This window comes from Janthinobacterium sp. LM6 (assembly GCF_002002885.1).
Classification (GTDB): domain Bacteria; phylum Pseudomonadota; class Gammaproteobacteria; order Burkholderiales; family Burkholderiaceae_D; genus Janthinobacterium; species Janthinobacterium kumbetense.
Genome location: NZ_CP019510.1, coordinates 2,283,439 through 2,304,651, shown reverse-complemented (window position 1 = coordinate 2,304,651; position 21,213 = coordinate 2,283,439). Strand labels below are relative to the sequence as shown.

Sequence of the window (21,213 nt, the reverse complement as noted above, 5' to 3'; positions counted from 1 at the left end):
TTATATAAGCGATTTCAAGGGCTCCCGTTTCACGCCGTGCCTTATCCCAGCGCGCGGTCGAAAAAGTCCCATACCCGCTCGTCCTGCACGGTGGCCAGGTTGAGGCGCATGCGGGTCGACGGCAGCTGGCGCGGCGAAAACAGGCTGCCCGGCCCCAGCACCAGGCCGTCGGCCAGCGCCTTCTCGGCCAGCACATTCGTGTCGCAGCCCGCATCGGCCCAGATGAACATGCCGGCCGGCGCGGGATCGAAGCGCAGGCCGGCCCGCTCGGCGCGGCGATACGTGCCCTCGCGCACCTTGTCGAGCCGCGCGCGCAGGCGCTCCGCATGCTTGCGGTACAGGCCTTGCGAGAGGATTTTATACACCACGCGCTCGCCGATGTCGCTGGTGGTGAGCGTGGCCAGCATCTTGCGGTCGGCCAGGCGCTGCGCCCACTCAGGCGAGGTAGCGATGAAGCCCACGCGCAGGTTGGCCGACAGGCTCTTGGAAAAGCCGCCCAGGTAGATCACGCGGCGCAGCTGGTCCAGCGCGGCCAGGCGCGTGGCCGCTTGCACGTCGCCGCCCGGGTGCATGTCGCAATAGATATCGTCTTCGACGACGAGAAAATCGTGCTGTTCGGCCAGGCGCAGCACCTGGAAGGCCTTGGCCGCCGACAGCGACGTGGAACTGGGGTTGTGCAGCACCGAGTTGATCACGTACAGCTTGGGACGGTGCAGAGCCGCCAGCTCGGCCAGCACGGCGATATCGGGACCGTCTTTCAAGCGCGGGATGCCGATGACGTTCATGCCCATCGCGGCAAAAGCGCCGAACATCAGCCAATACGCAGGATCGTCGACGAAAATGGTGTCGCCGGGACGGGCAAACTCGCGCGCCACCAGGTCCAGCGCCTGCATCACGCCCACCGTGGTGACGATCTGCTCGGGCGCACAGGCGATTTCCAGCCCCGCCAGCTTCAGCTGCAACTGCTGTCGCAGCGGCAAAAAGCCCTGCGGCGATCCGTAACCGAGCAGCAGACTGCCAGGCTGGCGGCTGACGTCGCGCAGGGCGCGCGCCACCAGGTCGCCATCGAGCCACTCGGCGGGCAGCATGCCGGTGCCGGGCGCGGGGATGGCCGGCGTCTGGCGGAACATGTTACGGATCAGCCAAACGACGTCCATCGGCTGTGCCGCCGCGTCCTGCGCCCCAGCGGGCGGCGCCGGCGTGTTCAGCGGCGAACGCTCGCGCACGAAAAAACCGGCGCCGCGCCGCGATTCCAGGTAGCCGCGCGCCACCAGCTTGTCGTAGGCGGCCACCACCGTGGCGCACGACACCTCCAGGCTGGCCGCGCACTGGCGGATCGACGGCATGCGCGCACCGCCGCGCAGCAGCTTGTCGTCGATGCGCGCCGCCAGCGAGCGCACGATCTGGTCGATCAGGGTTTCGCCCGAGACGCGCGACAGCAAAGGGAGTGTATTGCTCATATGACCATCACAGTATGTGAAATTATGCGTAAAAGTGTATTTGTACTGTATTGCTATTGCGCCCTAGGATAGCAGTACCGGGCAGATTAATCCATGCCCATACCTTGTCACGCCAGCCCCAGGAATCCCATGTCTTCGCACACCAGCACCATCGCTTCCAACCATCCACCGCGCCTCGGCGCCGACCGCACCGGCATGTTGCTGGGCTTGATCGCCGTCGCCCTCTTCAGCCTGACCCTGCCGTTTACGCGGCTGGCGGTGGCCGAACTCGACCCCACCTTCGTCGCCCTGGGCCGCGCCCTGGTGGCCGCCGCCCTGGCCGGACTGTGGCTATGGCAGCAGCGCGCGCCAATGCCGCGCCGCGAACAATGGCTGCCGCTGGCGCTTGTGTCGCTGGGCTGCGTGCTGGGTTTCCCCTGGCTGACGTCGATCGCCATGCGCAGCCTGCCCGCCTCGCACGGCGCCGTGCTGGTGGGCATCCTGCCGCTGACCACCGCCGTGTTTGCCGTACTGCGCGGCAAGGAGCGCCCATCGCTGGGCTTCTGGCTGATGGCCCTGCTCGGCACGGCGCTGGTGGTGGCCTTCGCGCTGCGCCAGGGCGGCGGCAGCTTCCACCTGGCAGACTGGCTGATCTTTGCCGCCGTGCTGCTGGCCGCGCTCGGCTATGCCGAGGGCGGGCGCCTGGCGCAAGCCATGCCGGGCCAGCACGTGATTTCCTGGGCGCTGCTGCTGGCCGTGCCATTTGTCTTGCCCGTGGTGCTGTGGAACGCCTGGCCGCAGCGCGCGCTGATGGCGCAGGCCAGCGCCGCCGCCTGGCTGGGCTTTGCCTATATTTCCGTGTTTTCCATGTTTATCGGTTTCTTTTTCTGGTACCGGGGCATGGCGCTGGGCGGCGTGGCGCGCGTGGGACAGACGCAGTTGCTGCAGCCTTTCCTCACCCTGGTGGGCGCGGCCGTGCTGCTGCACGAACCCTTGACAGGTGAAAGCCTGCTGTTTGCCGGCGCCGTGATCGCCGTGGTGGGGATCGGGCGCAAGCTGAAGTAACGCTCCCTGACGCCCATTTGCAACGCCGTTGCGCGTGCGGATGGGCAGAGCGGCGTGCAAGCCGTACAATACCGCAGCACCATGGCGACGCCTATCCGGCGCCGCTTGCGCACGCACCGCCACAAGCGGGCCAACAAATCCAGCCGGCGCAGCTCGGCATCTTCTGTGAGACTCGTATGAAAATTGAAAATCCGAATCCGATCCAATGGCGCTTTGCCGAACGCGCGGAACAGCTGCAAAGCTCGTTCATCCGCGAAATCCTGAAGATCACGCAGCGTCCCGAGATCATCTCGTTTGCCGGCGGCCTGCCCTCGCCCGCCACCTTCCCCGTGGAAGAAATGAAGACCGCCTTCGACAAGGTCCTGTCGAACAATGGCAAGGTTGCCCTGCAATACGGCCCGACCGACGGCTACCTGCCGCTGCGCCAGTGGATCGCCGACTCGCTTTCCAGCAATGGCAGCACCATCATGCCGGAACAGGTACTGATGACGTCCGGCTCGCAGCAGGCGCTGGACTTGCTGGGCAAGGTCCTGATCGACGAAGGCAGCAAGGTATTGGTGGAAACCCCCAGCTACCTGGGCGCCCTGCAGGCGTTTTCCGTCTACCGTCCCGAATTCGTTTCCGTCGACACCGATGACGAAGGCCTGGTGCCGTCGTCGATCAATCCCGTCGCCGATGGCGCGCGCCTGCTGTATGCGCTGCCGAACTTCCAGAACCCGACTGGCCGCAGCCTGTCCGTGGCGCGCCGCGTGGAACTGGTGGAAACCTGCGCCCGCCATGGCCTGCCGCTGATCGAGGACGATCCGTACGGCGCCCTGAGCTACAGCGGCGAGCCGTATCCGAAGATGATCAACATGAATCCGGACGGCGTGATCTACATGGGTTCGTTCTCGAAAGTGCTCACGCCCGGCATCCGCCTCGGCTACGTGGTGGCGCCGATGCCGCTGGTGCGCCGCCTGGAACTGGCCAAGCAGGCGGCCGACCTGCACACGTCGCAGCTGACGCAGATGGTCGTGCATGAAGTGATCAAGGATGGCTTCCTGGACCGGCATATCCCCAGCATCCGCAGCCTGTACGGCAACCAGTGCCAGGCCATGCTGTCGGCGCTGGAAGAGCACTTCCCGGCAGGCGTCACCTGGACGAAGCCGGAAGGCGGCATGTTCATCTGGGTCACCCTGCCGAAGCACATCGATGCGATGAAACTGCTCGATGAGGCCATCGCCAACAAGGTCGCCTTCGTGCCGGGCGCGCCGTTCTACGCCAACACGCCGGAAACGCACACCCTGCGCCTGTCGTTCGTGACGGTGCCGCCGGAACGCATCCGCGAAGGCATCGCCATCCTGGGCAAACTGATCGCCGCAAAAATGTAATTGCACTCCCCACGCCCCGCCTGCCGCGGGGCGTGTCCCAGCTGCCCCAGCGCCAAGGGGCACGCGTCTTTTTCGCCCAAAAACCCCCTTCACGACAGCAAATGCGTGTATCTATTTTTAAAAATAGCATAAAAATAATATTTTACCGCCTCGCGCATCGTCGATTTTTTCACCCAAAAAATTAGCGAGGCGGTATGATTTGACCGCTGTCGCAGATTTGAACCCGGTCAGCATCACCGAAAATGCAGCAAACGCTGGCATCGCAAAGTACATCGAGAAGGCCGGAAGCAATGAGTCCAGGCAGTGTGGAGCATTCCCAGCGGCGCGAGGCCGCCATTTTGATTGTCGACGATGCGCCGGCCAACCTTGAGCTGCTGCGCAAGCTGATGAGCGAACAAGGCTATCAAACCTATGTCGCCACGTCCGGCGAACGGGCGCTGGCGATCGCTCAGCGCGCCCGCCCCGACCTGATCCTGCTCGACGTGCTGATGCCGGACATGGACGGCATCGAAACGTGTCGCCGCCTCAAGCAGCACCCGCTGACGCAGGGCATCCCCGTCATCTTCATGAGTGCCAAGACGGAAACGGAAGACGTGGTGGCCGGCTTCGACTGCGGCGCCGTCGATTACATCAGCAAGCCGCTGCGCATGGCCGAAGTGCGCGCGCGCGTGCGCGCCCAGCTGCAAATCCGCAGCAACAATGAAACCCAGCAGGAACAGGCGGAGCGCCTGCGCACCATCGTCAACAACATGGCCGAGGGCTTGCTGATCATCGAAGCCGACGGCCGCATCCAGTACACCAATCCGGCCTGCGACCAGTACCTGGGCTACCGCGAAAACGAACTGGCCGGGCGCTCCATCGGCGAGCTGCTCAGCCCCCTGGTGACGCAGGAATACCTCGATTATTTCGCCATGCACGCGGCCAATCCGGAAAAAGCGCACAACCACGGCACGCGCGAAGTGGCGATCCGCCACCGCAACGGCGAGGCGCTGAGCATGGACCTGACCCTGACGCCCATGTACCTGCGCCAGCCCCTGTATATCGGCCTGCTGCACGACATCACGCACCACAAGCAGTCGGAAGACGCGCTGCAGCGCGCCGCCTATCTCGACCCGCTGACGCAGATCGCCAACCGCCGGCATTTCGACAGCTTCCTGGAAAAGGAATGGCAGCGCGCCGTGCGCGGCGGCGGCGCCCTGTCGCTGGTGGTGCTCGACGTCGACCACTTCAAGCTGTACAACGACAGCCTGGGCCACCCGGCCGGCGACAGCTGCCTGCAGCAGGTGGCGCAAGCCATCGCCTCGCATGCCGCCCGCCCGGGCGACCTGGCGGCCCGCTACGGCGGCGAGGAATTCGTCCTGCTGTTCGCCGACACGGATGCCGAAGGCGCCCTGCAGCTGGCCGAAGCCATCCGCGCGCACATCGAGGCGCTGCAACTGCCGCACCCGCGATCGATCACCTCGCCGTGGATCACCGTCAGCATCGGCGTGGCGACCATCCGGCCGCACCAGCTGGACGACCGCGAAGCGCTGTTCGTCGCCGCCGACCGCGCCCTGTACGTGGCCAAGGAAGGGGGACGCAACCAGGTGCGCGTCACGCAGTCGGGCAGCGCGGCCTGGGAAACGGTGAAAGCGCTCGTCCTGCGCTAGCCGGTCACTTCTCAGGATAGCCGGTGATGTCGGCGATTTCGCGGTACAGGGGCTGCAGCCGCGCATACATCTTGCGGTACACGCGCCGGTACAGTTTGTCATAGACCTTGCTGTGCCCGGGATCCGGCTGGAACACCTTGCCCTTGCGCGTCATCGCCTGCACGGCGGCGGGAAAGTCCGCATGCCAGCCCAGGCCCACGCTGGCGGCGATGGCCGCGCCCAGGCCCGAGCTTTCATACACGTGGGCGCGCGCGGCGGGCAGGCCGAAGATATCGGCGGTCAGCTGCATAGCGGCGTCGCTCTGCGAGCCGCCGCCGGCGATGCGCAGCTCCGTGATGGCGATGCCGCTGCGCTGCTCGATGCGCTCCTTGCCTTCGCGCAGCGCATACGCGAGACCTTCGAGGATGGCGCGATAGATGTGCGCGCGCGTGTGCACGTCGCCAAAGCCGATCATGGCGCCCTTCGCTTCCGGCCCCGGCACCTTGATGCCGGGACTCCAGTACGGCTGCAGCATCAGGCCCATGGAGCCGGGCGGCACGGCCTCGACCAGGTGGTCGAACAGCGCCTCGGCGGACAAGCCCGTGCCATCCTCGGCCGCCGCCGCCCGTTCGCGGTCGCCGAACTGCTCCTTGAACCAGTTGACCATCCAGTAGCCGCGGAATATCTGCACTTCCGTGCTGTAGGCGCCCGGCATGGCGGCCGGATACGGCGGAATGAAACGCGTCACTTCCACGTATTTGCGGTTGGTCGTGTTGATGGTGGCCGTGGTGCCGTAGCTGAGGCACGCCACGTGCGGTTCGACGCAGCCGGCGCCCAGCACCTCGCACGCCTTGTCGGCGGCGGCCGCCAGCAAGGGCGTGCCCTCCGGGATGCCCGTCGCCGCGGCCGCCGCGGCCGTGATGGCGCCCATGCGCGTGCCCGGCGTCACCAGCTCGGGCAGCATCGAGCGTCGAATCGCCAGCGCCTGCCATTTCCAGTCGAAGCGCCCGGCCCAGGCGTGGCGCTTGTAGTCGAACGGGATATACGCCACTTGCGAGCCCGTCGAATCGATATACTTTCCGCAGAGTCGGTGGTTCAGGAAGCCCGACAGCAGCAGGAATTTGTGCGTGCGGCGCCAGATGTCGGGCTGGTGCGCGCTGATCCAGTTGATCTCGGCCTCGCGGCGGAAGTAGCGAATCGTGCCGTCGAGACGCGTGGCGCGGAAGGCGGCGCGCCACCATGGCGCCAGCCGGGGAATGTCGCGCGTGCTGCGCTGGTCCAGCCAGGTGATGGCGGGCCGTAACGGTGCGCCATGTTCATCCACGTTGACCACCGTGCCGCGCTGCGTGGTGACGGCCACACCGGCCACCGACGATTTTTCAATGACGGTGCCGCGCCACAGCTGCTGGCACGCTTCGCATACGGCTTGCCAGTAGCCTTCGGCGTCATGCTCGGCCCAGCCGGGGTGGTCCGAGTAATACGCTTCCAGGAAGACTTGCGCCTTGGCCGCCAGCTTGCCATCCCGGTCGAACAACAGCGCGCGCACGCTTTGCGTGCCATTATCGATGGAGAGGATGTACGGGCCGTCGCCCGCTGCGCAGGTCATGGCTCAGGCCACGCTGGCCAGCGCGGCGCGCAGCGCCTGCAGCAGCGCCTGCGGATCCTTGTCCGGCAGCGCGCTGAACACGGGCGCTTCCCAATCCTGGCCGTGCACGGCCACCACGCGTAATCTCCCCTCTTCGTTCCAGGCCGGATACCAGCCCACGTCGACGATGCAACCATTCGCGCAGGTGATTTGCAGCAGGTCTTCTCCCAGGTCGTCGACAAGGGCGGCCACGGGCTGGCACAAGTCCAGCGGCGACAGGCTGTCGTAGGTGATGCGGGCGTCGCCCAGCGCCAGGGGCTGGCCAAACAGGGTAGTTTCGATAATGCTCTCCTCTTGTTTATTTTTTATGTTTTTTCAATCGCCCTGCGGCACGCTGTAATGGCGGCGCCACAGGGCCAGGTAGCGCTGCTGCTCTTCCTCCCAGCGCGCATCGTCCCAGCCCAGTTCATGCTGGCAGATGGCGCGCAGGCGCGGCATGATAGCAAGCGCGCCGCCGGCCAGCTGCAAACCGAGGCGCGTGCGCCGCAGCAGCAGGTCGTCCAGGTGCTGTACGTCCTCGCTGCGCGCGCCCCAGCGCAGCTGCGCCCATAAAGTCTGCGTGCCGGGAACCGGTGCCAGTTCGCCCTCGTGCGCCGCGTCGCACAGCGCTTGCGCGGCCGCGCCATGACGCCCCAGCAGGCGCGCGCGCTGCTCGCCATCGAGCGCCAACGCCTTGCCCGACAGGGGCGGCGTTGGGTCAAAGATGGGCAAGGGACGCAAATCCGCCTGCCAGCCCGGCAGCAGTGGTGCGGCGCGGCGCAAGGCATCGAGGGCGATCACGCGGAACGTCGTCAATTTTCCGCCCGCCACCGTCAGCAAGCCGTTTTCCAGCCATAGCGCATGTTCGCGCGCTTCCTTCGACGGGTCAAGCTGGCCGCTGTCGATCACGGGGCGCACGCCGGCAAAGGTAGCCAGCACGTCGTCTTCGCCCAGCGCCAGCTGCGGGAACTGCCAGCGCAGCGCCGCCAGCAGATAATCGAGTTCGCCGCGCGTGATGGCCGGCTCCAGTTCCAGGCTGGCGCCGTGGTCGACATCGGTGGTGCCCACCAGGGTCACGCCCTCCCACGGATAGGCAAACACGGGGCGGCCGTCCTGCGGGTGCATCAGGCTGACGGCTTGCGCCAGCGGCAAACGCCAGGCCGGCAGCAGCAGGTGGCTGCCGCGCAGGGGCCGCAGTTTCGGCCGCTCTCCCACCTGGCCGCGCAAGCCGTCGGCCCAGGCGCCCGTGGCGCTGATCACCAAGTGCGCGCGCACAGCGAGTGCCCTGCCATCGACCGCATCGTTCAAGGTGGCGCCGGCAACCTTGCCATCTTCGCGCAGCAGCGATGCCACGCCCAGGTAATTGACGGCCACGCCGCCATGGCGGCGCGCCTCCTGCAGCACGCGCAGCACCAGGCGCGCGTCATCCGTCTTGGCGTCCTGGTACAGCATGCCGCCCCGCAGGCCATCGCGGTTGACATGCGGCGCCAGCATGGCAAAGTCAGAGGCGTCGACATAGCGGCGCGCGCGCCGGCCCGCCATCACGTCATAGATGGCCAGGCCCAGCATGAACTGGCGCCGGCCCGGCTTGCGGCCCGCGTAATCGCCGAAGGCAAACCCCTGCGGCTCGACCAGCCCCGCCGCATCCGTCAGCAAGGCTTGCCGCTCATGCACCGATTCGCGCGTCAGCGCGAACTGTCCCTGCTTGAGGTAGCGCAAGCCGCCGTGCACCAGCTTCGAGGAACGGCTCGACGTGCCCCAGGCGAAATCGCGCTGCTCCACCAGCAGCGCCGTCAAGCCGCGCCGCGCCGCTTCCAGCAGGATGCCGGCGCCCGTGATGCCGCCGCCGACGATCAAGATATCCCACTCGCGCGCCAGGACGTCAGGCAAATCCGCCCTGCGCCGGGCCGCGTTCACAAGCCGCCTCCCGCTTCGGGCAGCAGTTTGCCGGGATTCATCATGCCCTGCGGGTCGAACTGGCGCAGCAGCGCGCGCATGGCGGCGATGCCCAGCTCTCCCTTTTCCGCCATCAGCCAGGGTGCGTGGTCCGTGCCCACGCCATGCTGGTGGCTGATGGTGCCGCCGTTGGCGACGATGGCGGCGCAGGCCGCGTCTTTCAAGGCACGCCAGCGCGCCATGTTTTCCTCAAAGGTGGGCGCCAGCCGGTATACATATGTGGTGTAGACGCTGGCGCCCTGCGCGTACACGTGCGACAAATGCGTGTACGCGTGCACCTGCTCGCCGTGCCGCGCCAGCGCTTTGGTGCCCGCCTGCTCCAGCGCCGCCATCATGGGCGCCACGCGCGGCCAGTCGACGGCCGTTTCCACCGTGTCGATGACGTAGCCATGTTCCCACGCGCCGTTGCGCAGGTAGACGTTGCGAAAGCGCCCCTGCTTCCATTTATCTCCCATGTGGCGTCCCACATGCACGCCCTTGTGCCGCCGCGCCAGCGCCAGGGCGCCGCGCAGTGCCGCGCGCGCCGGCCCGGCCTCGCCGCTGACGCCCAGCATCAGCATGCACTTGCCTTCGCCGCAGCCGCGCAGCGACAGATAGCGCTCCAGCAGTCCCACCAGCTTCTTGTGCCCAGCCAGGGTCAGCATGGTCTGCGTTTCGAGCGCATTCGACAGGCGCAGCATGCACAGGGGCAGGCGCGACTGGGCCAGCGCCCGCACGGCTGCTTGCGCCTGACCCCAGTCGGCGAAAAACACGGCGTGGAACGCTTCATAAGGGGGCAGCGGCGAGACGCGCACCGTCGCCTGCGTCAGGATGCCCAGCCGCCCTTCGGAGCCAAGCACCACTTCGCGCAGGTCGATGCCGGCCGCCGAAGCGGGAAAGGTGGGAATCGTCAAGGTGCCGGCCGGCGTTTCCACTTCGCCGCCCGCGAACAGCTGCTCGATGCGGCCATAGCGCAGCGATTGCTGGCCCGACGAGCGCGTGGCGATCCAGCCGCCCAGCGTCGAATACTCGAACGACTGCGGATAGTGGCCCAGGGTATAGCCATGCGCGCGCAACTGCGCTTCCAGGTCGGGACCATACACGCCCGCGCCGAACGTGGCCAGCTGCGCCTCGCGGTCCAGGTGGCCCAGTGCGCACAGGTGGGAGAGATTGATCGACAGCACGGGGCGCGGCCCCGCCGCCACCGTCAAATGCCCGGCCACGCTGGTGCCGCCGCCATGCGGTATCACGGCCACGCACGCCTGGCGCGCGTAGTCGAGCAGCTGGCGCACCTGCAGCGCGCTGTCGGGAAAGGCCACGCCATCGGGCACCGCGCCGATGCGGCCATGGCGTAATTTAAACCAGTCGGGCAGGCTTTGGCCGAGCGCATGGCGCACGCGCGTGGCAGGCAGGGTGTCGATCAGCGGATGCGGCGCCAGGCGCGAAGCGGGCACCCGCGCGCAGGCGTCGTCAAAGGTGGCGTCGACGATGCCGCTGCCCGGCCCCAGGCGCTCGCCCAGGAAGGTCAGCGCGTCCTCGCTCAGCGCATACGTGATGCTCTCGTCTCCCCAGCCATTCCAGCGTTGCATCGACATCCCCTGTGTTCGGCCAGTTGCGCGCCACGGCGGCTTGCTATACTGTTCTTGCCTGATTTTCTTGCTAGATCAATAGCATATGCCGCCACAGACGAAGGGTATTGGTTTTTCATGACAATCGCATTGTTCCATCATGACAAGCACTGACGGCCGGGTCGCCGGCGCCTACCTGCAGCCGCTGCTGGAAACGGCCAGCGCGCACGGCATCCCCGTTGCCGCCCTGGCGCAGGCGGCCGGCGTAGCGCCGCACAGCATGGAAGCGTCCGCAGCCAGCCTGGCCGCGCGCGACTACGTGCGCCTGCTCGATGCGGGCGCGCAACTGGCGGGCGATGCGCATTTCGGCCTGCACGTGGGCCAGCGCGTGCGCATGGGCACCTACAGCGCCTACGGTTTGATATTGCTCAGTTGCAGCAACGTGGGCCAGGCACTGGAACAGACGGCCCGCTATGAACGGCTGGCGCACGACCTGGGCCGCTCGACCCTGCAGCGCGACGGCGCCGTCGCGCATTACCGCTGGGCCAGCAATTATCCGGGCGCCAGCCGGCACCTGGTCGACAGCGTCTTTGCCGGCATCCGCGTCTGCGGCGACTGGCTGGCGGGCATGCCGCTGCCGCCGGCCAGCCTGGCGTTCACGCACGATGGCGGCGGCGACCTGCTGCGCCACGCGGCGCACCGCGACGAATACGTGCGCGTGCTGGGCAGCCTGCCCGCCTTCAACGCCCCCGCCAACACGGCCACCTTCGATGCGCAGTTGCTGGACTAGCCCGTGCCGAACGCGGACGTCAGCCTGTACCCCGTGCTGTGCCAGCATGCGGAACAGCTGCTGGCGCAACGCCAGGCTGAAACCGACACTGGCGGCGGCATCGACGCGCAAGTCCACGCGGCCATCGTGGCGGGCTTGCGCCAGGGTTCTGCTCGGCTGGCCACCGTTGCCGCCGCACTGGCGGTCACGCCGCGCACCCTGCAGCGCAAGCTGGCCGACGCGGGCACCAGCTTCCAGGCCCTGCTGGACCAGGCCAGGTACGGCCTGGCACGCGATTATCTGCGCGCGCCGGATTTGTCGCTGGTCGACATCGCCTTCCTGCTTGGCTACCAGGAACAAAGCGCGTTCAATCATGCGTTTCGCACCTGGGCGGGCACCAATCCCGGCGCCTGGCGCTTGCAGGAAATGCAAGAGAGGCAGCTTGACCGGCAGCAAGCCCCATAGGCGTGCGCGGGGCATGCGCGGCGCGTTTTCTGGCTATACTGGCATAGTCAGGTTTTCCACGATCACTCCAACCCGCAATGCAAAGGATTAATATGCAACTCAAAGACAAAGTCGCACTGATTACCGGCGCCGCCAGTGGTATCGGCAAGGAAATGGCCATCGAATACGCGAAACAAGGCGCCAAGGTCGTCATCGCCGACCTGGCCCTGGAAGCGGCCAGCAAGACGGCCGAGGAAATCAAGCAGTCGGGCGGCCAGGCGTTTGCCGTCGCCATGGATGTCTCCAGCGAAGAACAGGTGGACAAGGGCGTGGCGGATGCCGCCGCCCACTTCGGCGGCATCGATATCCTGATCAGCAATGCGGGCATCCAGATCATCAGCCCCGTCGTCGACTACCCGTTCGATCAATGGAAAAAGATGCTGGCCATTCACATGGACGGCGCCTTCCTCACCACGCGCGCCTGCATGCGCGAAATGATCAAGGCGGGCCGCGGCGGCGCCATCATCTACATGGGTTCCGTGCACTCGCACGAAGGCTCGCCGTTCAAGAGCGCCTACGTTGCTGCCAAGCACGGCTTGCTGGGCCTGGCCAAGGTGGTGGCCAAGGAAGGCGCCAAGGATGGCATCCGCGCCAACGTCATCTGCCCCGGCTTCGTGCGCACGCCGCTGGTCGACAAGCAAATCCCCGAACAGGCGGCCCAGCTGAACATCAGCGAGGAAGACGTGATCAAGAAAGTCATGCTGAAAGACACCATCGACGGCGAATTCACCACCACGCAGGACGTGGCGCAAACGGCCGTGTTCCTGGCCGCCTTCCCGTCGAACGCCCTGAGCGGCCAATCCATCGTCGTGAGCCACGGCTGGCACATGCAATAATAGTGACGCCCGCCCACATCGGCTGCTCGGCGCCCTGTGCGGCCTGCGATGCTCGCTGTGCTCCAGCACAGCTGCGCGTCTCGGCCACACATCGCTGCCGCTCGCGATGATGTGGACGGGCGTTGCAGCGTTAGCGTATCAACCCTCCGCGCCTTTCCCGAAAGTTCCCAATTGCAAGACAACACTTACCGCCACCCGCGCGCGGGCTGGCCGGGGCGCCTGTTTGCCGCGCTCGCCAATTCCACGCGCTTTGCCAACCTGCGCCAGGCGATCATGTCCCGCCTGCCCTTCCTGCCCCTGCACAGCGACGTGCGCGACGTCGTCTACGTGAGCTGGCTGGTCGACGCCGCTGCCGCGCAGCAACTGCTGCCCGCCGGCGCGACCCTGTGGCAACGCGACGGCAAAACGCCATTTACCGTGCTGACCTACCGTCACGGACACTTCGGCCCGGCCCTGCTCGGTCCCTTGCGCCGCCTGCTGCCGTCTCCGTTGCAAAGCAACTGGCGTGTATATCTGGACCACACGCCAGCGGGCGCGCCGGACGTACCCTGCGTGTACTTTCTGAAAAACATCATGGACAGCTTGCCGCATGTGCTGGGCACGCGGCTGTTCAGCGACATCCTGCCGACCCACCTGGCCGCCGGCATGACGCTGGACGTCACGGCCGCGCAAGCGCGCTGCAGCATTGCCAGCGGCGCCGGCAGCGCGCCATCGCTGGACGTGCAGGCGGACATCGTGACCGACCATATCCTCGATGCCGGCTGGCAAGCGCTGTTCGGCAACTGGCGCGACGCTGTCGCCTTCCTCGCCTGCCAGGATGCGGCCATTGCGCACGTGCCGCGCAACGGCAAGCTGGTCTTCGGTGAAATCGACTTACCCGTTGATCTGGATCAAGTACAAGCGCTGACAGCCTTGCGCGCCGACTGCGGCTTGCTGGGGCAGTTGCCGCCCCTGTCAACGCCGTTTGCCTTTCTCGTGCGCAAGGTTTCCTTCAAGGCGCTGTCAGAGCACCTGCTGTAGCGCGGCGGCGCTCGGGCGCGCGCAGGGGTGTGGCCGGACCGCCGCGCCGCCGTTCCAGCTTGAACAGGGCCATCGCCTGCTCCAGCTGCAAGGTCTGGTCTTGCAGCGAGGCCGAGGCGGCCGCCGATTCCTCCACCAGCGCCGCGTTCTGCTGCGTGACTTCATCCATCTGCGTGACGGCCATGTTGACTTGCCCGATGCCGTGGCTTTGCTCGCGTGAAGCGGAGGCGATCTCTTCCATGATGCCGTGCACGCCCTGCACGGCGCCCAGCATTTCGGCGCTGCTGGCGCCCGCCTGCTGCGCCAGCTTCGCGCCCGCCTGCACCTGCGCCAACGACGCCGTGATCAATTGCTTGATTTCCGTGGCCGCCGCCGCGCTGCGATGGGCCAGGCTGCGCACTTCGCCCGCCACCACGGCAAAGCCCCGCCCCTGGTCGCCGGCGCGCGCCGCTTCCACGGCCGCGTTCAGGGCCAGGATATTCGTCTGGAAGGCGATGCCTTCGATAATGCCCGTAATTTCGCCGATCTTCTTCGAAGAGGCGTCAATATCGGCCATCATGCTCACCATCTGGCCGACGATCTCGCCGCCGCGCCCGGCCAGGCCGTGGACCTTGCCCGCCATGTCGCTGGCCTGCACGGCGTTGCCGCTGTTTTGCTGCACCGTCGCCGCCAGCTGCTCCATGCTCGACGCCGTCTGCTGCAGGGCCGACGCCTGCGCTTCCGTGCGGCCCGACAAGTCCATATTGCCGGCGGCGATTTCCTGGCTGGCCATGCTGATGCGCAAGAAATTGCCGCGCACATCGCCGACGATGGAATGCAGGTTCACGCGCAACTGGCGCAGAGAGCGCAGCAGTTGCCCCATCTCGTCGCGCCGCGTGGTGTCGAGCTCGCCCGTCAAGTCGCCGCCAGCCATCACGTCGCACGCCTGGCGCGCCCGCTGCAGCGGCTGCAGCACCACCTTGTGCAAGGCATGCCAGAAATACAGGGTCAGGCACAAGGCGGCCACGGACAGGCCCGTCAGCCAGCCGTGGGCCGCCTCCGGCAGCAAGCCCGCATCCCAGCCCAGCTGCAGCAGCAACAGCAGGGACAACGAACCCAGATTCCAGGCAATGCGTTTGCCCAGGGCCATATCGCGCAGGCGCGCGAACCTGGCCAGCCAGTCCGTGCGCACGGCCGCGCCCTGGCTGATAACGATGCCGTCGGCCTGCCCCGCCTTGATGCGCGCGTACAGGGCCGAGGCCTGCGCCACCTGCTGGCGCGTGGGCTTGGTGCGCACGGACATGTAACCGACGGCCACGCCGTCTTCCACCACCGGCGTCACATTCGCCAGCACCCAGTAGTAATCGCCATTCTTGCAGCGGTTTTTCACCATGCCGCTCCACGAGCGCCCCGAGCGGATGGTGACCCAGAAATCGGCGAACGCTTCGACCGGCATGTCCGGATGCCGGAGGATGTTCTGCGGCGCGCCGATCAATTCTTCCGCGCTATAACCGCTGACGGCGATGAAATACGGGTTGGCATAGGTGATATTGCCTTGCAAGTCGGTAGTCGAGACGATGGTCTCGGTATCGCTCAGGTTGATTTCGGTATCGCTGACGGGAAGGTTGAGTCGCATGGTCACATCCTCAGAGGTAGCCCGTACGGTGACGGGTATGCGGACAAGGAACGGGCGCCAGCCAGGAAAGCGGACACGGCACTGGCACCCTTATTTTAATATTTTATTATTAACAAAATGCACTTTATTACAGCCGTGCCAGCCGTCATGCCATGGCGGCTTCGCCGGCCCAGTAACGGTCGACGTCCTGCAAACGCCACTGGCTAGCGCTTTCCGTGGAAACAATCCGCTCCTGGCAACCCGGCGCGGCCAGGTCGATGACGGCCGGGGCGATGCAGGTGCCGGCGCGGATGGAAAAGAAGACGCGCACGGTGGGCGCGGTCAGCGGCTTGCCCGGCGTCTGTCCCACCACCACGGCCAGGCGTTCCGATTGCAGCCGCACCAGGGTGCCCAGCGGATAGATGCCCAGGCATTTGACGAAGGCGGCGAACAGCTGCGCGTCCAGGTGTCCGCCGCGCCAGCCGGCCATGCGGCGCAGCGAATCGGCCGGGCACCAGCCCTGCTTGTATGGCCGGTTCGAAGTGATCGCGTCGTACACGTCGCAAATGGCGCCCATGCGCGCAAACAGGCTGATTTCCTCGCCACACAAACCATTGGGGTAACCGCTGCCATCGAGTTTTTCATGGTGGTGCAGGCACACGTCGAGCGCCACCGGATCGATCTCGCCCACCTCCTGCAGCATGCGGTGGCCGGCGGCCGGGTGGGCGCGCACGGAGGAAAATTCCGCCTCGCTCAGGCTGCCCGGCTTGTTGAGGATGGCGGACGGCACGGCCATCTTGCCGATATCGTGCAGCAAGCCCGCCAGGCCGGCCGAGCGCACCTGCTCGGGCACCAGGCCCAGCTCCCTGGCCAGCGCCGTCATCAGCGCGCACACGGCCACCGAATGCATATACGTGTAGTTGTCGGCGGTTTTCAGGCGCGCCAGGCCCAGCAGCACATTGCCGCCGCGCAGGACCGAAGCGGCAATATCGTCGACCAGCTCATAGGCTTGCGCCGCAGACAAGGCCTTGCCCATGCGCACCTCGTCGAACATCGTCTGCACGGCCTGGCGCGAACGTTCGATCAGGCGCCGGGCGTGCGCCAGTTCGTCGTCGCGCGACATGGGCGGCGCCGCACTCCGGACGAGGCCGCCATCGGCTGCCGGCGCGGCTACGACAGGCGGCACGGTAACGGGAACGGCCACTGCCGGCGCCCGCCCGCGCGCCACGTCGATCCACACTTCGCTCAAGCGCGCCGCGCGGATACGCTCCAGGTCGGCCGGCGACTCGAGCAGGAAGGAGCGCGTCCAGAAAGGGGTATCGAGCCAGGAACGGCCCAGGCGCTCGACATACATTCCCAGCACCAGTTCACTACTCGTTATTTTTTTCAGCACGACGGTTCTCCAGACATTCGGATCGCGGCACATTTACTTGCGCATTATCAATATCATACGCCAAAAAAATAACGATTAAACCGAATATTTACTTAATATGCCAAAATCGCAATAAATACAACAATAATCACCAATTCTATCTCATTCATTATTAAGTAATGATTAATAAACAAATATATCGATTAAACCATATCAAATTTGAGGAATGGCATGCATCCTGCCGAGGATGGCGGCGCAGGCCTGCCAGCGGCGTCATGCGCTGCCATACGGCAATGGGGTACGGGAGGGAAGTGTGCCGGCGCCAGGCATCCCGAAGAGATGCTGGCGCCATGGCAGGAGAAATATCAGGCGGATGCGCGAACAGCGTGCCGGCCGGCGGCTTAGCGCGGTACGTAGCGCCAGTTGGCGTTTTCCAGCATGAAGGTCAGTTCCGTCTTGATGCCTTCCGGACGGCTCGGCACGCTCAATTCCGTATCGCAGACCAGATAGCCCGTCTTGCGCTTGACGTCGCACTCGTTGACGGCCTTGACCTGCATGGTGCTCTGCGCTTCCTGCATCTGCACATCCTTGGCCGCTTCCGGATTGCGCGCCACTTCTTCCTTGGCCCAGGCGCGTATCATCGCTTGCGCCTCGGCCGGCGACGGTCCCGCGAACTTGGCGTCCTTGCGCTCGACGCCCACCCAGGTACCGTTCTCGTTACGCAGCGGCAGCACCATGAAAGCATCGCGCATGCCCGCGCTCATGGCGACCAGGCACACCACTTCGCCCGGCACTTCCTGCGAATCCTGGCAGCCGGTCAAGCTGGTGACCTTGACGGCGATCGGTACCGTCACAGTCGATTGCATTTTGGCCCGGGTCTTGGCCACGCCCACCTGCACGGCGGCGTGGATTTGTTCGAGCGTCGGCATGGTGGCAGCCTGGGCCGGCAAGGCGGCAAACAGGGCGACGGCGGTCAGGGCGAGGGAAGTCAGGCGCATGGGTGTCGAGAGTAGTGATGAAAGGCCCGCAGTCTAGCACTTTGCATAAAGACAGTTGTTTCTATTGAGAATGATCGTCGGCATCGGGCGCGAGAAAGGCGCCGCCCGCGTCCGCCTGTCCGCGCAGGCGCAAGCCGATGGCGCGCAGCATCTCGACCAGCTCGCGCAAGCGCAAGCCCTCGTCCGTCAGCCGGTATTCCACTTTGACGGGCACTTCCGCATAGACCGTACGCGTCAGCAAGCCCGCCTCTTCCAGCGCGCGCAAGTCCAGGGTCAGCATGCGCTGCGAGATATTCGGCACGGCGCGGCGGATTTCGCTGAAGCGCTTCGGCCCTGCCATCAGATAGCTGAGCAGCACGATGCGCCAGCGCCCGCCCAGCAATCGCATGGCCTCTTCCACGGCGCAGCCGGAGACATTGTCTTTCATGGTTGGCTTCCCACTTAGTATAAAAAATGTACCTATACCACATTATTCTGCCTTCTTCCAAATAGTAACCATCACGATTAGACTGCCCTTCTTTCCTCTTACCGGAGCTCCAGCATGGAAACCACCCTGATCTACAGCGTGCCGTTCGGCTGCTCGTTCGCCGCCATCGCCGCCCTCGAATGGAGCGGCCTGCCGTACCAACTTGCCCGAGTGGAAGCGCGCGACCCGGCCAGCAAGCAGCATCCCGCCTTTCTCGCCATCAATCCGCTAAGCCAGACGCCGGCCCTGCTCACGCACGCGGGTACGCCGCTGCTGGAAAGCATGGCGATCCTGCTGCATATCGCAGCGCGCGCGCCCAATAGCGGCCTGGGCTTTGCGCAGGGCACGCCGCAGTACGACCGCCTGAACAGCGTGCTCTCGTTTTTGCACACGACCTTCCACGCGGCCTTCATGCCCGCCTTCCAGGCATCGCGCGCGCCGGAAACCGACGCGCGCGCGGCCGTCTGGCGCGAGATGGCCGTCGAGAAGGTGAATAAAAGCCTGGCGCACCTGGAACGCCTGCTCGCCGGCCGCGCCTGGCTGGCTTCCGATGCCGCCCCCACCACCGCCGACGCTTACCTGGCCGCCACGGCGCGCTGGGCCGAACCGCTGCAGCTGGCGCGCCTGGCAGACTATCCGGACACGGCGCGCGTGCTGGCCGCGCTGGAACAGGACCCCGGCATCCGCTTTGCCCATGCCATCGAGGACGGCTTGCCGGCCACCAGCCACGGCGGCTTCCTGGGCCACGTGGCGCTCGACCAACTGGCACTGCCGGCCGGCTAACCGGCGGTCAACTCCCGCAGCAGGCGCGTCTTTATTGCTATGATGTCGGGCGCCGGCGGTACAGCCGGCCACATCAATACCATATCGATAACGTCGTCATAAGAATCGGGAGTTTGAATGAGTTTACGTCTGCTGCTCTTGGGAGCATTCAGTGCCGCCATGGCCACCACCGCCGTTGCTGCAGAACCGGCGCTGGCCGCGCCGCGCGGTTTCACCGTGGAAGACATGGTTGCCATGGAGCGCGTGGGTAGCCCCGTGCTGTCGCCGGATGCCACGCGCGTCGTCTACACGGTGCGCACCACCAACCTGGACAAGAACCGCGGCAACACGCAGCTGTGGCTGATCGACCTGCGCGCGCCGAACGCGGCGCCGCGCCAGCTCACGCGCGGCGAAGCGAGCGCCAGTGACCCGCAATGGTCGCCGAACGGCGACGCCATCTACTTCCTCTCAAGCCGTTCCGGCTCCTCGCAAGTGTGGCAGCTGCCCCTGAACGGCGGCGAAGCGGCCAAGGTCACCGACCTGCCGCTGGACGTCGACACCTACCGTTTGTCGCCGCAGGGCGACCGCCTGGCCTTCAGCATGGGCGTCTTCCTCGATTGCGCGGACCTCGCCTGCACGAAAAAACGCCTCGATGAAAAAGCGAAAAACAAGGCCAGCGGCATGGTCTACGACCAGATGTTCGTGCGCCACTGGGATACCTGGGCCGACGGCCGCCGCAACGCGCTGTACTCGGCGCCGATCGACGCCACGGGCAAGGTCAGCGCCGCGCCCGTGAGCCTGAGCGGCACCCTCGATGGCGACGCGCCCTCGAAACCGTTCGGCGACAATGGCGAATACCACTTCAGCCCGGACGGCAAGACGGTGGCCTTCTCCGTGCGCGTGGCCGGCCGCACGGAATCGTGGTCGACCAACTTCGATGTCTACACGATTCCTGCCGCCGGCGGCCAGGCGCCGCGCAACCTCACAGCCGACAATCCGGCCTGGGATGCGAAAGCCACCTGGTCGCCCGATGGCCGCACCCTGGCCTACGTCGCCATGACCAAGCCTGGCTTCGAAGCGGACCGTTTTCATCTGGTGCTGATGGATGTCGCCACCGGCAAGAAACGCACCCTGGCCGACGACTGGGACCGTTCCGTGGCCGACTTCCGCTGGACGCCGGACAGCAAGGCTTTCCTCGTCGCCGCCGATGACGTGGGCCAGCACCGCTTGTTCCACATCGACGCGGCCAGCGGCAAGGTCAACGCACTGACGGGCAAGGGCGCCGTGGGCGACTTCGACGTGCGCGGCAATACCATCGTGCTGGCGCAGGCCAACCTGGCTTCGGGCGCGCAGCTGTACACGCGCAAGCTCGATGCGAAGTCGGAAAACGCGCCGATGGTGCAGCTGACGAAGCAGAATGCGGCGGCACTGGCCGACGTGCGTTTCGGCGAATACGAACAGTTCTCGTTCGCGGGCGCGGATGGCGAAACCGTCTACGGCCACGTCATGAAGCCGTGGAATGCCAAGGCCGGCGAAAAGTATCCCATCGCCTTTTTGGTGCACGGCGGCCCGCAAGGCAGCTTCGGCAACAGCTGGAGCTACCGCTGGAACCCGCAAGTGTATGCGGGCGCCGGCTACGCCACCGTCTTCATCGACTTCCACGGCTCCACCGGCTATGGCCAGAAATTCACGGATTCCATCAGCGGCGACTGGGGCGGCAAGCCGCTGATCGACCTGCAGAAGGGCCTGGAAGCGGCCACCAAGAAGTTCCCGTGGCTGGACCGCGAGCGCAGCTGCGCGCTGGGCGCGTCGTACGGCGGCTACATGATGAACTGGATCGCCGGTAACTGGCCGGACGGCTTCAAGTGCCTGGTCAACCACGACGGCGTGTTCGACAACCGCGGCATGGCTTACGCGACGGAAGAACTGTGGTTCACCGAGTGGGAAAACGGCGGCCCGTACTACGACGCGCCGGCCAGGCACGAGCAGTTCAACCCCGTCAACTTCGTGAAGAACTGGAAGACGCCGATGCTGGTGGTCCAGGGCGACCTGGACTTCCGCATCCCCACGGCGCAAGGGCTGGGCACCTTCACGGCGCTGCAGCGCCGCGGCATCCCGAGCAAGCTGCTGGTCTTCCCGGATGAAAACCACTGGGTGCTGAAGCCGGCCAATTCGCTGCTATGGCATCACACGGTGCTGGACTGGTTGAATACGTATACAAAAGAGTAAACCAAAAAAGCAAAATCTGGGGTCAGACCCGTCG

Annotated in this window: 18 protein-coding genes; 9 read left to right on the top strand and 9 right to left on the bottom strand. The window is 65.8% G+C overall.

Annotated features, from left to right (window positions below):
* Window positions 1-41: 41 nt before the first annotated feature.
* Window positions 42-1,460: a PLP-dependent aminotransferase family protein gene (locus BZG29_RS10265; protein WP_077401951.1), complete on the bottom strand. Its 1,419-nt coding sequence runs from the start codon at window positions 1,458-1,460 to the stop codon at window positions 42-44.
* 129 nt (window positions 1,461-1,589) lie between these two features.
* On the opposite strand from BZG29_RS10265, the gene BZG29_RS10260 reads away from it, so the two are divergent.
* The 3 genes from BZG29_RS10260 to BZG29_RS10250 all read left to right on the top strand — a co-directional run bounded on the left by BZG29_RS10260 (window position 1,590) and on the right by BZG29_RS10250 (window position 5,523).
* The gene (locus BZG29_RS10260; RefSeq protein ID WP_077401948.1) at window positions 1,590-2,504 is read left to right on the top strand and encodes a DMT family transporter; all 915 of its coding nucleotides are present in this window, start codon (window positions 1,590-1,592) and stop codon (window positions 2,502-2,504) included.
* Between the two features lie 176 nt (window positions 2,505-2,680).
* On the top strand, window positions 2,681-3,874 hold the full coding sequence (locus BZG29_RS10255) for a PLP-dependent aminotransferase family protein (protein ID WP_077401945.1): 1,194 nt from the start codon (window positions 2,681-2,683) through the stop codon (window positions 3,872-3,874).
* A 290-nt stretch (window positions 3,875-4,164) separates the two neighbouring features.
* On the top strand, window positions 4,165-5,523 hold the full coding sequence (locus BZG29_RS10250; RefSeq protein ID WP_077401942.1) for a diguanylate cyclase: 1,359 nt from the start codon (window positions 4,165-4,167) through the stop codon (window positions 5,521-5,523).
* A gap of 4 nt (window positions 5,524-5,527) precedes the next feature.
* Here the strand turns inward: BZG29_RS10250 and BZG29_RS10245 are convergent, their stop codons facing one another.
* The 4 genes from BZG29_RS10245 to BZG29_RS10230 all read right to left on the bottom strand — a co-directional run bounded on the left by BZG29_RS10245 (window position 5,528) and on the right by BZG29_RS10230 (window position 10,650).
* Window positions 5,528-7,108, bottom strand: coding sequence for an FGGY-family carbohydrate kinase (locus BZG29_RS10245; protein ID WP_077401939.1), 1,581 nt, complete (start codon window positions 7,106-7,108; stop codon window positions 5,528-5,530).
* A 3-nt stretch (window positions 7,109-7,111) separates the two neighbouring features.
* A complete protein-coding gene (locus tag BZG29_RS10240) occupies window positions 7,112-7,339 on the bottom strand; it encodes a hypothetical protein (protein ID WP_077401936.1) in 228 nt (75 codons plus the stop codon).
* A 123-nt stretch (window positions 7,340-7,462) separates the two neighbouring features.
* Window positions 7,463-9,016, bottom strand: a complete 1,554-nt coding sequence (locus tag BZG29_RS10235; protein ID WP_253192848.1) for a glycerol-3-phosphate dehydrogenase/oxidase — start codon at window positions 9,014-9,016, stop codon at window positions 7,463-7,465.
* 23 nt (window positions 9,017-9,039) lie between these two features.
* Entirely contained in the window at window positions 9,040-10,650 is a 1,611-nt protein-coding gene (locus BZG29_RS10230) for an FAD-binding oxidoreductase (protein WP_077409047.1), read from the bottom strand.
* 139 nt (window positions 10,651-10,789) lie between these two features.
* Between BZG29_RS10230 and BZG29_RS28740 the strand changes: the two genes are divergently transcribed.
* The 4 genes from BZG29_RS28740 to BZG29_RS10215 all read left to right on the top strand — a co-directional run bounded on the left by BZG29_RS28740 (window position 10,790) and on the right by BZG29_RS10215 (window position 13,758).
* Complete coding sequence (locus BZG29_RS28740) at window positions 10,790-11,419, top strand: AraC family transcriptional regulator ligand-binding domain-containing protein (protein WP_366928717.1); 630 nt, start codon at window positions 10,790-10,792, stop codon at window positions 11,417-11,419.
* Between the two features lie 3 nt (window positions 11,420-11,422).
* Window positions 11,423-11,863, top strand: a complete 441-nt coding sequence (locus tag BZG29_RS28735) for a helix-turn-helix transcriptional regulator (RefSeq protein ID WP_366928716.1) — start codon at window positions 11,423-11,425, stop codon at window positions 11,861-11,863.
* A gap of 92 nt (window positions 11,864-11,955) precedes the next feature.
* Window positions 11,956-12,738: a 3-hydroxybutyrate dehydrogenase gene (locus tag BZG29_RS10220; RefSeq protein ID WP_034777971.1), complete on the top strand. Its 783-nt coding sequence runs from the start codon at window positions 11,956-11,958 to the stop codon at window positions 12,736-12,738.
* Between the two features lie 171 nt (window positions 12,739-12,909).
* Window positions 12,910-13,758 carry a DUF2071 domain-containing protein gene (locus tag BZG29_RS10215; protein ID WP_150130849.1) on the top strand — a complete coding sequence of 283 codons (849 nt, stop codon included), beginning with the start codon at window positions 12,910-12,912 and terminating at the stop codon, window positions 13,756-13,758.
* Here BZG29_RS10215 and BZG29_RS10210 read toward each other — a convergent pair.
* The 4 genes from BZG29_RS10210 to BZG29_RS10195 form a co-directional block, all read right to left on the bottom strand.
* Window positions 13,730-15,373, bottom strand: coding sequence for a methyl-accepting chemotaxis protein (locus BZG29_RS10210; RefSeq protein WP_077401928.1), 1,644 nt, complete (start codon window positions 15,371-15,373; stop codon window positions 13,730-13,732). The two genes, BZG29_RS10215 and BZG29_RS10210, sit on opposite strands and share 29 nt — an antisense overlap.
* Window positions 15,374-15,518: 145 nt before the next feature.
* A complete protein-coding gene (locus BZG29_RS10205) occupies window positions 15,519-16,745 on the bottom strand; it encodes an HD-GYP domain-containing protein (protein ID WP_077401924.1) in 1,227 nt (408 codons plus the stop codon).
* A 380-nt stretch (window positions 16,746-17,125) separates the two neighbouring features.
* Entirely contained in the window at window positions 17,126-17,722 is a 597-nt protein-coding gene (locus BZG29_RS10200; protein ID WP_077401921.1) for a hypothetical protein, read from the bottom strand.
* A 61-nt stretch (window positions 17,723-17,783) separates the two neighbouring features.
* The gene (locus BZG29_RS10195) at window positions 17,784-18,149 is read right to left on the bottom strand and encodes a helix-turn-helix domain-containing protein (protein WP_077401918.1); all 366 of its coding nucleotides are present in this window, start codon (window positions 18,147-18,149) and stop codon (window positions 17,784-17,786) included.
* Between the two features lie 114 nt (window positions 18,150-18,263).
* Between BZG29_RS10195 and BZG29_RS10190 the strand changes: the two genes are divergently transcribed.
* Window positions 18,264-18,971 (top strand): glutathione S-transferase family protein, encoded by a 708-nt coding sequence (locus tag BZG29_RS10190; protein WP_077401914.1) that lies wholly within the window; start codon window positions 18,264-18,266, stop codon window positions 18,969-18,971.
* A 117-nt stretch (window positions 18,972-19,088) separates the two neighbouring features.
* Entirely contained in the window at window positions 19,089-21,179 is a 2,091-nt protein-coding gene (locus BZG29_RS10185) for a S9 family peptidase (RefSeq protein WP_077401911.1), read from the top strand.
* Window positions 21,180-21,213: the final 34 nt, after the last annotated feature.